The sequence below is a fragment of the Pedobacter agri PB92 genome, assembly GCF_000258495.1.
Taxonomy (GTDB): Bacteria; Bacteroidota; Bacteroidia; order Sphingobacteriales; family Sphingobacteriaceae; genus Pedobacter; species Pedobacter agri.
In genome coordinates this window covers 1-12,328 of sequence record NZ_AJLG01000148.1, presented here as the reverse complement: position 1 = coordinate 12,328, position 12,328 = coordinate 1, and the positions used below count along the sequence as shown (strand labels likewise).

10 protein-coding genes are annotated in these 12,328 nt (G+C 34.3%); 6 read left to right on the top strand and 4 right to left on the bottom strand.

Annotation, left to right across the window (positions count from 1 at the left end):
- Window positions 1-1,932: 1,932 nt before the first annotated feature.
- The gene (locus ON09_RS18125; protein ID WP_010602487.1) at window positions 1,933-2,925 is read right to left on the bottom strand and encodes a S41 family peptidase; all 993 of its coding nucleotides are present in this window, start codon (window positions 2,923-2,925) and stop codon (window positions 1,933-1,935) included.
- Window positions 2,926-4,080: 1,155 nt separating this feature from the next.
- Here ON09_RS18125 and ON09_RS18120 point away from each other — a divergent pair.
- The gene (locus ON09_RS18120; protein WP_010602486.1) at window positions 4,081-4,674 is read left to right on the top strand and encodes a hypothetical protein; all 594 of its coding nucleotides are present in this window, start codon (window positions 4,081-4,083) and stop codon (window positions 4,672-4,674) included.
- Between the two features lie 168 nt (window positions 4,675-4,842).
- Here the strand turns inward: ON09_RS18120 and ON09_RS18115 are convergent, their stop codons facing one another.
- On the bottom strand, window positions 4,843-5,772 hold the full coding sequence (locus ON09_RS18115; protein ID WP_162097945.1) for a TraB/GumN family protein: 930 nt from the start codon (window positions 5,770-5,772) through the stop codon (window positions 4,843-4,845).
- Window positions 5,773-6,190: 418 nt separating this feature from the next.
- Between ON09_RS18115 and ON09_RS18110 the strand changes: the two genes are divergently transcribed.
- From ON09_RS18110 to ON09_RS18090, 5 genes are all read left to right on the top strand, one after another.
- Window positions 6,191-6,643 carry a hypothetical protein gene (locus ON09_RS18110; protein ID WP_010602484.1) on the top strand — a complete coding sequence of 151 codons (453 nt, stop codon included), beginning with the start codon at window positions 6,191-6,193 and terminating at the stop codon, window positions 6,641-6,643.
- A 209-nt stretch (window positions 6,644-6,852) separates the two neighbouring features.
- Window positions 6,853-7,293: an Hsp20/alpha crystallin family protein gene (locus ON09_RS18105; protein WP_010602483.1), complete on the top strand. Its 441-nt coding sequence runs from the start codon at window positions 6,853-6,855 to the stop codon at window positions 7,291-7,293.
- Window positions 7,294-7,812: 519 nt separating this feature from the next.
- Window positions 7,813-8,244 (top strand): response regulator, encoded by a 432-nt coding sequence (locus ON09_RS18100; RefSeq protein WP_010602482.1) that lies wholly within the window; start codon window positions 7,813-7,815, stop codon window positions 8,242-8,244.
- Window positions 8,245-8,624: 380 nt separating this feature from the next.
- Complete coding sequence (locus tag ON09_RS18095; protein ID WP_010602481.1) at window positions 8,625-9,131, top strand: RNA polymerase sigma factor; 507 nt, start codon at window positions 8,625-8,627, stop codon at window positions 9,129-9,131.
- Window positions 9,132-9,670: 539 nt separating this feature from the next.
- Window positions 9,671-10,720 (top strand): glycosyltransferase, encoded by a 1,050-nt coding sequence (locus ON09_RS18090; protein ID WP_010602480.1) that lies wholly within the window; start codon window positions 9,671-9,673, stop codon window positions 10,718-10,720.
- Between the two features lie 701 nt (window positions 10,721-11,421).
- On the opposite strand, the gene ON09_RS18085 is transcribed toward ON09_RS18090, so the two are convergent.
- Window positions 11,422-11,676, bottom strand: coding sequence for a hypothetical protein (locus tag ON09_RS18085; RefSeq protein ID WP_010602479.1), 255 nt, complete (start codon window positions 11,674-11,676; stop codon window positions 11,422-11,424).
- A gap of 1 nt (window position 11,677) precedes the next feature.
- The gene (locus tag ON09_RS18080; RefSeq protein WP_147302550.1) at window positions 11,678-12,202 is read right to left on the bottom strand and encodes a hypothetical protein; all 525 of its coding nucleotides are present in this window, start codon (window positions 12,200-12,202) and stop codon (window positions 11,678-11,680) included.
- Window positions 12,203-12,328 lie beyond the last annotated feature (126 nt).

The window sequence follows — 12,328 nt, the reverse complement described above, 5'->3', positions numbered from 1 at the left end:
AGTCATAATAATCAGATTTGTTTAATGATGCGTAAGAACCTGCAATTCCATATATAAATTTTTTTTCTAATAGATGGAGACATAAACTCACTAGATTACAAACGCCGAATAAAGAAAAATAATTACGATTGGTCACACCTTACTTCTAAATAAATTAAAAGTGTTTAGGCTTACATCATCTGTTTATCACTTTTTAGAAAAAAGATGAAAAGCGAATGTAACCGAGAGAAAAAAGATTTCTTTCAAGATGGGTTTCATTTATTTATCTGGTGATTTTGATATAAGAATCTAAGTTAATTTATATAGATGTATTTTCATTCGTATCTTGATGAGATATTTGGATCTCGGCACTCAATCCTAGAATTTCAAGATCTTTACAAATTCCTTGATATGAAATCTTTTAAGTCAGCTACCTTATATCTATTAGCCCTTTTCAACCTGGTGCACCTAATTTTTATTGTATGGGCGCCCTATGTCGGTTTCAAGTTGGTGATGGAAGGTATTTTTTCATACCCGATATATCACAGCAATGAGCTTTCGAGCTTGAGCGATATATCAAAGGCATTATTAAATATGTTCAGTACACTAATCTATATTGGAAGCTTAATTTCTGTATTGACCATTACACTTATGGGAAAAAACTGTCTGAATACTCGGCTAACATGGTCTGTGCTGTTCACGCTAATTCCATTTGTTCTCATATTTATAAAAATCCTCTTCATCCCTACATCTTACTAGTACGTCCTAACTAAATGTTAATTCCCATAATATTTGTATATTAAAGATAATAACCTCCTACCATCAGTCTGAGACCTAGGTTTTAATTGTGAATTTTAACTTTTTAATAAACCGGCATAGCGATGTCGAAGCCATATATAAAACTGCAAACAAACTTCTGTACTAATTTAGGTAAAAAATTACCTGGAAACGGTTCAATTCTGATGGCTAATATCCGTTAACTGTAAATGATTAATCTCACAAAACAAATGTTTTTATTTGGTGCTTTTTTATCAAAAATGTGCAAGACTTGTTTAATAATTGAATATTTAAAATTAATATCGTCTACTTGAAAAGTATTATAAAAGATGTGAAAGTATGTTTGATTACTGGAATGAGTTCCTAGCAATTCGCAAATAAGCAACTTATCATTTGGCTGTTTATAAACTAATTATTTAGCACTTTAAACAATAATTCGAGTCAATTAATTTATATGTTAAACTAGGAATAACGACACTTTCGTAAAGCTATCTTTTCAACTTTGCAAGAAAAAATGCTAAAATAATTATTACACCTATCGCTGAGTGTAAAGGAAAATTAATGAATAAAAACATTAAACCTCTGGCTAATACCACTGTAATTAAAAATAAAAACCCTTTTAAGAATGAGCCCATATTGAATGCGGCAATTATTGCACCAATATACAATGGGAGTGTCACGATAATTATAAACATCTCGCAAATCGAAACTTCAAGATTAATTCTACGCTAACATACTATTAAATTAATGTTCGAAAAATAATGTTTATAAAGATCTTAGGTGAGTTTAGGGTCAGTTATCATTCTCAAATTCAATGAAAACCTTCAACTCCAGTTTGCATGAATTAATTAGTTTTAATACATCATTTACGGCAAACAGAAAAAATGTCTCACAAAACGAAAGTATTAGTACCCTATTATACATCTTTCGTGCAGATGTAAGTTTAATCATATCAATTATCCACGTTAATACGCCTTATTTAAATAATTCAAAGTCTGCTCTATCCAGTTGTGCCCAAACTGATCTAGAACAATATCTGGCCTCAAGCCTAAACTCTCATGTGCTAAATCCTTTATTCTTCCCCTCATGTCGGTGGGATAAAAGATAAAACGGCCGCTTGGTAAGCTAACGGTTTTTCCATAATTACTTCCATAGGTTATCGTTCCACGAGTTGTCTCACCAAGTGTTACTAGCCTTTTTTTTGCTCCTGATGTCAATAATAAACTGCTCCGCATTACTTACTGTATTATTGTTTTGTATTAGAAATATCTTTCCATGGTATTTTTTCAAGAGTGTTAAAAATTGTTTAGAAGTTCTGTATCCTCCACCCGAGTTGTTTCTCAAATCTACAATCAGGTATTGAGTGGTGATTTTCGTTCGAATGCTGTCATAAAAAGCTTTTGCTACGTTGAAGTTGTCATTGCTGGCACTGAAATTACTAAGCCTTAGATACCCTATTTCAGATTTAATCTTAGTGTACTCAAATTTATTATATCCAATTTCCAGTGGAGGTACAGGCCTATAACCGACTTTATAGAAACTTAAATTGCCGAACTTTCCATTTTGAATCTTAAAATTCCTATTTAGGACATATGGAACTGGTGAACCTACGAACAATATTGCATCATAGCTTTCATTTGCAGTACGATTTAAAATTGCTTCAATAATTCCTATTTTAAAGCTTTGGAGATAATAAACATTAGGTTCAAATTGAAATAACAAATGTTTACTTCCATCAGTATTTACATAGATTCCTTCTATGCTGTTGCTATAACTAGAGCTATTTTTAGTTTTAACCTCCATCGTATCTATCAACATTCTAAGGGGGCTAAATTTAGCGGTAGAATCGGATTTTCTCCAAAAACCTAAATGATTGTCATTGATCGGTTGAATCAATTGCAGCAATTTCTGATAGATTTTAATTTCATCTGTGGTTTTAAGGTCTTTTCTAATATTCTCATAGAGATTATGATAAGATTTTTTGCCTTTAAACTGATCCTTATAGGAAGGTAACTTCTGAATTTGATGATATAAAAAGTCAAGGTCGGCAATATTTTGAGCCTCCTGTGCAAATATTCCTGAAGTGGTGAATAGAGCTAATATTAAAATAAAAATTTTACTTCTCCTAGCTATAAGCTGTTGGCGATTGTCATCAAAATACGGGATCATTGTTCAAGATTTATAAAGCAAGCAGCGAAACTATAAAACGGATTTGTGTAGTAGTAATTATTATCCCAAATGGTTAAAACTTTATACCAAATCAATATCTGTGTTAATATTCCTTAAATTTATGATTTGCTCTCATATTATAAATTCTGCAATAAGACTGTATAATGTTCGGCTCATAATAAAAATATTTTTTTATTACAGGAATTCTTGAGTATCTATAAGTCTCACAAAACGAACGATATGGCAATTATGGTGGGATTGGATTTTGGCAACGTGAAAAAAATAAATCATTCAAGAGTTGTTTTAAAGCTGAAAAAGATGAATTTTGTACTGACTTTTTCTCACGCTTAGGGTGTGACATATCACTTGACATAAACATAGTTATAGGACTATTATGTTCCTGTTCAGCTAGTCAATCATATTAATTTAATTTTAAATTATGAATATTAGAAACTTTTTTATCGCATGGGTATTATGCTCAACTTTAGGTGGAATAACTAAAATTATGCACTTTAACTATACTATAGCTACAGTTTTATTAGCTGGTACATTATTTTCTCTCATAGGAATTATTTATTTGGTATTGAGGCGCCTGGCTAATAGATTTTAAAACTATTAGAGGAAGCCTTGGTCAAGGCTCGCCTTCTTTTCTACATTCCTAATAGCTCTACCATAAGTAGCGCTAAGTCCATTCCTTTTAGTACTTTTAAACTAGTCTTGATTTCTCTTTTTATGAAATGTTCATTTGGAAGCCCAAAAGAAGTACTAACTTTAAGAATTTTCTATTATGCTACATTTTTACATTTAAAAGTTCATGTTTATAGCGCAATGTATGTTTGTAAGTGCAATCTTGCATTTTAATTTGTCTAACTCCTGGTCTATGAAAATCTCTTACCACTACTCGAGCTTTATCTAGCCAAATTAATCCACTCTTTATGTGTCTCACAAAAAGGAGGTATCTGCGGCTATATATTATCTTTCAGAAGTAAGTCTATCTGCACCAATTACAGTAATGAGAAAATGTGTCCCCAAAGAGAATATTTGCTATTATCGAACTCTAATAGTATTTAGACCTATCGTATTCTCTTTTACGAAGAAGTGCATTAATACAACATAAAACGAAAGTATGTTTCTTATATTTAACGTTATAATATTATGAAAAAGCTTTTCAAGAAGATTATTTTTCTGTTTCTATTTTTTTTACAAATGAATTTATCAGCTTTTAGCCAGGATCCTAATGGCGCTGGATCGCAGTTGAAGATTCAAAAAATCGATTTCAAAGATTCTATCTTATTTCGAGAGGTAAAAAAGTTTATCCAATCAGAGATTGTAAAGGAAAAAGAGTTTAAGGCGGTTGGTTACGTAACAATATCGACCATAATAAACACTTCAAATGATATTATCCGGAAATATCACATCAATAAAAACTATGTTAATTTTGACGACCTGAATAATGATTCTCAGTTTCCGCTTTTTTATAGTTACGTGGATAGCAAGTTAATTTTGGTTAGAGGAGATTTCGAAAATCTGGTGCATAAAAAGTTTTCAATCAGAAGTAAGAAACATTTCCAAAAAATTATTGAGCCGTTCTTATATAAAGTAAAATTGATTCAAGCCCCAAGTATTAATGGAAAATCAAAAAAGAAGATGCCATATCGCGAAGGCGAACGTATTCAAGTGCATGGTGGCATTGATGTTTCAATTTTCATAAATGGAAAAGTTGCGGTTGTGCCTTCCAAATTTTATTGAACATAGGAAACAATTTTACCACTAATTTCTTTCTTAAAAACGATAGTATTCATTCCCCTACTGCTTATTTTCTTTCAGCTGTAAGTTTAATTGCACAAATTACTGCAAAGAGAAAAATCGTCTCACAAAACGAACCCATTTTTTGCATTTAATCTTGAAGATAAGACATCAGAGGTCGATTGGTGTGAGTTCGAACCCGCGTTCTTTTAGCATATTAAGAAGGCCTTCCTTTCCATTAAGATGCATGATACCTACGACTATAAAGCAACTATTAATAAATAGATATTTTGGTATTGATTTGATCCATGATTTATTCCTCGAAACAATCATTACGCCCTTATCTGATACCTGATTCCCATCGTAACTGAACTTAGCATTATTATATTCATCCACCATCTTTAAATACTTCAAAAATTCTTTGTTTCTCTTTCTACTAATGTCGACATCCTCCAGCTCCTTGACAAGATCTATAATTGTAGATTTAATAGAATTCATTTGTTTCTTTGAGGAAATCATCTTCCCTAAGCTATTAGTTTCATCCAAACCTATGCATTGTTTACCTGCTAAATGAGCCCTTCTTAATATCACATCGTCCATTGGTAAAAAATCTGTGGACATTTTTAGATTTCGTTTTTCCATCAGTTGATATAACAAAATATAATACATGCTAAACAAAAAAGAATTCTGATTATTATTTGCATCTAATATCTTCTCGATATCTAAGTCAGAAGTTTCTAAAAAATGCGTCCTTATCAATTTGACATCCTTGCCAAATGATTTCTTGGCACTTACTGTGGGTGAGGCTATTGACTTAGAAAAGGTTCGACTTTTAGCAGTATCTATAAGAAGAAGATTTTCACAAATAAATAAATCCTGTTTTAATACTAAGCTATCAATTGCAGGAAATGAATCCACCCACGCACTGCCATATGTATGCACAGATCCTAATATATAAGAAGTCATCGTTGATCCTGGGCGGCTAATCTTCCAAAGTACAGAAGCCGGTGAGTTCGCAAGACCCTGCGCAACAGAATCATTGAATATTGACGTACAAAATAAAAGTAAAATAAGGGCACTTTTCATAAAAACAATTTCCAATAAGTTTAAGAGTTTTCTTTTAAAATACCTTATGAAAATGAATATAGTTATTGAATACAGCAAGTTTTCCTATTACTCGTAAATAGACATTAAGTTGCTATCAAATAAGCGTGAATTTTTTAGAGGCTAAGGATTTTATATTAAAATTTTGTCTCAAAAAACGAAGATTTCCCTAACTTTGCAAGATATCTAAGCCAAGATTAAATTCGATTCGAAAGGATGCAATTCTCAAGAACATGTATACCCCTATCAACATTGATTATTGTTTTTGATATTTGCAATGATACATCAGTCTCCGATGTGAAAATGAGCAATCACATCAAAAGCATTTTTTAGGAATGTCAATTTATTTTTCCTATGCATTAAAAAGATGCTAAATAAATAATAGATTATATTTGATAAATCTAATGATACTCTGATGAAACAAAAATCATCTCTCATACTGTTCCTTTTACTAATTCTTGCTAATTGTTATGCACATGCTCAACCTAAGACATCTGTCAAACGAGGGATGACTGTCACCGATCCAATAAAGTTACCAGTAAATTTAATTAAGAGTGGCTTCGTTACAGTCCATGGCACGATTTTGCAGCCCGATGCAGGGAAAAAGACTATCCAGTTTATTGTAGATAATGCCATTACTAATGAACAAGGCATCTATGTTGCGGAAATTAATAAAACAGGAAAATTTATAAAATTTTGTTTTACCCCACTAAGGACGAACCACAAAACAAGAAAGCAAATGAATCTAAATCAATATTTCTACAACTCTTGCTATTTATTGCTATTGATGTGTTCCGAAATTTTAATGGCCTACTCTCCTACCGGCCAGACATCACTAAAAAATTACTATATGCAACGCATTGTATAAGTATAAAATGTAAAATTTTCAGTTCAAAATCTGAAAATTTTACAGCAAAAATGAAAAATTTTCAGAAAAATATGCTCCCTAAATTCTGTAAACGCTTTGGCATAACCCTTGATGTTTAGCCGTTGAGACAGATTAAATAATAGTCTCAGCGAAAAATTAATTGATTTATAGTCCATTTTATTATTAAACCATTAAAAGGAGAATACACTATGACATTGGTTAAATTCAATCCAGAAAAGAAGAACAGCACATTATTGCCGGGTTTTAATGACATTTTCGAATCCGTACTTGGCGACACATTTTTCGCCGACCGCCGCACTGAAAGCGTACCTGCAATTAACATTTTAGAATCCACAGAAGCTTTCCAAATTGAGCTGGCCGCACCCGGCCTAAAAAAAGAAGACTTTAAAGTAGTATTATCGCGTGAGATCCTGACCATTTCAGTCCAAAAATCTGAGCAGAGCAATCCAGCAGATAAAATTTATAACAGGCGTGAGTTCAACTATGGAGCTTTTACTAGATCATTTAACTTACCTGAAAGCGCAGATGCCGATCGGATTCAAGCAAATTATACTGATGGGATCCTAAAGCTATCCCTTCCGAAAAGGGAGGAAGCAAAAGCCGTAGCCAGACAGATTGAAATATGCTAAACGGTTTAAAAAAACCATGTCGCCACGGGCGACATGGTTTTACTTTCTAAACAATATATAAAGGTTATAGAGTTTAAATAAAAGCTTATGCAAAATGCCTTTATAATTATTGTCACAGTCAATTTTAAAAAGGAAACATTCCTATGAAAAATTCAGCATCGCGGAAATAACGCCTCCTCAATGGAAATACTTGAAAGGTTAAAAAGAAAGGTAGAACCCGAAAATGCCTGCACAGTTGTGGTGGTGCTCTCTTAGTAGACAACAGCGCTTAGGCGATAAATAATAATCTACTGCCCCTTTGAAGAATTTAAACATCATATTGTGCTCATTTCCCTGGAGATTTTCCCAATGCTCAGTGGAGGAAGCTGACATCATCCCCTGACAGCAGAAGAACACCACTTCCTGCGTCATTAATAGAAAGATTTAAAAAAACGAAATCACAAACTAGATATAGCTGAAAAAAGAATTTAAAAAACAAAATTGACTTTAACTTTCCAGACAATACTAATATCTATTACGATGGAACAAAAAAAAATATTTATAGTTGAAGACGACCTTGTGCTCCTAGAGACGATTCAGGATATTCTTCTTGACCAAGGCTTTGATTGTCAGGGATGCTTTCATCCGGAAAATGCGATACGGATGATTGAAAAATATCGTCCTGACCTGGTGTTATTGGACTACATGCTTCCAGAGTGGAATGGTGGTGAGCTTTGTAGCGCAATACGAGCGATCGATGGTTTTGAATATACCCCCATTATAATAACATCTGCCTACGCCAAAATCCTGTTGTCAATCTCGGACTATGGCTGTGATGCAGTTATTGAAAAGCCTTTCAGGATAAGTGACCTTATCGGAGTCATAAATTCGCAGCTCTGTACCAGGCGAAGCGATAGCGGTTTGCTACCCAAAATAAAAAAAGTTGTTAAAAGCGCACTTCCACTAGGTTAGGCGTGCAAGCCGATATTGTCTTAAAAACCATTACATCATGTAAACAAAGAAAAAACACGTTTTCTGATATTTCAATTTCCTTTATCAAACCAGGAAAACTACAGCTACCCAGAACCGCTAAACGATTTGGTGACCTACAATCTCTTTCATAAGATATAACATTTCTTCAAACAAATATGGTATCAGAAACAAAAAGACAATACTTGGGTGGCTAAAGTAAAGATGACATGCTAAACGTGTAGTATTTATACGGTTGAAATTACTCAATAAAAAAAGAATTATACCTATTAATCTATATCAGAAAACCAAATTCTCTCTCATCTGTTCATTTAAATATCCGGAAAGATCCGGGGTGATCTAAAACCAATAAGATAAGAATTATGAACAATGTTAAATTCACATCTGAGATATACGCTCACTCTGACCATTTGATGTCTCACGCATTGAAATTTACCCGCGATGAGGATGATGCGAAAGATCTGCTTCAAGAAACCCTTATTAAAGGACTTCGGTTTGCACATAGTTTTGATCAAGGAACAAATCTCCGAGGATGGCTCTACGTCATAATGAGAAACACTTATATCAATGACTATAGAAAAGACACAAAGCGTAAAGCTTTTGTGACTGTCGAAGAAGAAATCACCAATGGTCAACTGGCAATTAGCGCAACAAAAAATGCAGGTGAAAGTACATTCGCATTGGAGGACATTAATAAGGCCATGGCTTCGATTAAGGATGAATATCGTATACCTTTTAAGAAGTATTTTGAAGGATATAAGTACGATGAAATCGCAGCTGAACTAAATCTTCCGATAGGCACCGTTAAAACCCACATCCATCAGGCGAGGCAGGGATTGAAAAAATACCTGAAGATGTACAGGTCGTAATTCGTTGAGAAATTATAATGGCCAAGTTAACGCTGTGCACTCGCGATGCCAATATCAAACAGGAGATGATCTAATATTAATAAATAAAAAATCAATAGCTCACTTTTGAAGAGCCTCCAGGATTTGCGGACCAGTCATGCCCAGCCTGTAACAAGTCGTTTAGTCCAGCGTATGCACAATTTTTATTTACAAAATCCTGATGACTCGTAAATCCAAACAGAAATTATCCAGTCCATAGCGGCAAAATCAAGCCTGATGAATAACCTGTTTACCGTAAAAGTTTCAACCCGAAGCCTATGCAACTATTATCTAAATAAATATTTATATTACTGTATAAAATGTGCTAACGGATCGATTATATATTTCATTTCAAGAACGGTTTTAAATCGCCCGGCATAGCGGATATTGTTGATTAATAATCTGGGTTGATGGTAAATCAAGGCCAAATTAATTTCAATTGGTTATGATTGACGCTTGAGCTATAGAGTGGAAACCGAAAACATATCTGCCGACGCTAATGTTAAATATTCACTGTACATATGATGGAGACGCTTTTAAAATATTCCGAAACGCTTTTTAGCATTCCACCAAATAAAAACCTTTTGTTGAGTGTCGTGATTCCCGTCAAAGATGAGGCGGACCATATTGAAAAAACGCTTGATGCATTAAGACTTCAAATTGATCTATTAGATAATCCGATAGATTCAACAATATATGAAGTTCTGGTCTTGGTCAATAACTGCTCGGATGATAGTTTTGAAATCTGTACAAAATACAAGATGCGACACCCGTCGTTCCAGCTCCATGTAGAATGCGTTACGTTTCTGCCTCCAAACGCACACGTGGGTGCTGCAAGAAGAATATTGATGGATGCAGCATATAACCGGCTAATGAGCATACGTGGTGAACGGGGAATCATCGTCTCAACTGATGGCGATAGTGAGGTCGATTCCAAGTGGGTTATTCACATGATAGACGAATTTTCGAAAGGTGCCGAAGTCGTAGGTGGACGTATCTTGCCACAAAATACTCCTGTTAGCGCAAAAATTCATCATTTACGCGATGTCACCTACAGATTATTTGTCACTAGATTGGAATCCATAATAGACCCTTGCCCCTTCAATCCCTGGCCTAGACATTTTCAATGTTATGGACCTAGTCTAGCAGTTAGTTGCGAATGTTATGAACGTGCAGGACGTATTCCGCCAATCCCCTATTTAGAGGATGAAGAATTTCGGAAGGCATTAAAAAGGGTTGATGCCAAAATCAGACATTCGCCAAAAGTAAAGGTTTTCACCTCCTCAAGAATTGTAGGTCGTGTCGCATTTGGTTTTTCAGTTCAGCTTGGAAAATGGGAAATGATGAGTTCAAATGGAGAAAAACAGGAAGTAGAATCTGTACCAAACCATATTTTCCGGTTGACTTTAAAAAATAAACTAAGGAAGATTTGGCAAGGGACAGGCCCTGTAAATTTTGATTCACCTGTAATTCAACAATTAGCAGATGATTTAAAGATTGACTATAATGAATTGCATAAAAAAAATCACGTTGAATCAGTACTTCGAATCTGTCTGGGAGTGGGTGGATGAACGGATTTCCAGGCAAGATCTTCTACGGCATTCAAAACAACCCATTGATGAAGCTATTCAATCATTCCGCTCATACTTTAAGGAATTACCATTGCACAATTGATTTTAAAAATAAGATAGGATGCTTTTCTTTTTTCGCAAAAATATTGAGGATTGTTATGATTATGTATTCATTATTAATTAGTGAAAAAGTTTGTCGACTGTCTGAAATAGTACTAACTCAGGATATGTCTAAGAAGACAAAAGCGCGATTCTTAAAGCTGTTGCGCCGCCCTGCGGATTGATCTTAATTTATGATCTTTGGTTTTTTTTTGTTGTATGAACTCAGACAAAATGTGCTGGACATACCAGCCTAGCATGTTTCCTTTTTGTTTCCAAAATCGAACCTTCTGGCAATCTTCGCACCCATTCATCATCTTTTTGAAACTGGCGTAAGATCGCAGTTGTACATTATACTATGACCTTTGTTTATTATTTGTTACATGCAGCAAATTAATTCTTAAGATATGATAAAAATTCAATTTTTGCGCTCTGGGTAAAGATGTAAGTAATAAAGAAGATCCCAACCGCGGTTAATGAATATTCATTCATTAGATCCTGGAACTTCTGAACATTTTAACAGATTTTTTGCAATAACTAAATGTTGAGTTTTAAAATAGTATAATGATGACCTTGTCAGTGACACTATTCTTCCTGGTCTTTTAAACCGTGTTAGGCATATTCCCGGCATGTCCTTTATTGCCTTTTTCAGGATCTGCCCTTGCTTCTTCAGACCCAAAATCTCCTTCACCAACCTCTCTACTAAGAAAGCCTGCATCACTCTTCACTCTATTTATTTGTTCGTGATCATTGCTTCGATGCCGTGGTACTTGATTGTCCGGCATATTAGAGCGATCAGCGGAATTTTCAGCCTGGGTATCGCCTAAATTTTTATTATTATGTTTGTCCGTTTCCATTCTATTTTAAATTTTGGGTTTCCTTTAAATTTTCCCGCAAAGCAGGTAATTTTTGCTCTGCCCAGTTCCGTACCATTTCATCAGAAACGCCGCTATTTGAGACAGCTTTCACATGTAAAGCAATCATAACCTGATCGGAATCCATTAGTTCTTTTAGTAGCTTATCTTCATGGCTAATTCCGGAGATCTGATCTATTGCCCGTAAGGCATTCGTTTGCTCATCGGAAAACGAAACTTGCAAAGGATTTTGACTGGAAGGCTTTAAACTGTTTAATTCTGAAATATAATTTGCTGAAAATTTTTTCCTGGCATTAACTATTTCTTCTACTTTCTGCCTTGATGGATTTTTACCCAGACGTTCGGCCAAAGCCATTTGAAAGGTTTGCTCCCGTGTTACGTTGACCATGAAATCGTGGGCAACGATAGCGTAGCCCTCAGCATCTTCTTTATGACAGGAAGAAATGCAAAACATGCAGAAGATAAGGACCTTGAGTTTAATAAATCCAATACAAGACAACTCTCTCATTTTCGATATCCGGCTTTAAAATCAACAGCTTAATCAGTATTTTCTAACGGTATCTTCAGGGTTTACCCCTTTTGGCGCCTGCGTGGAATCTTTCTTTACAGTATCATCCAAGTCTTTATAATGGTT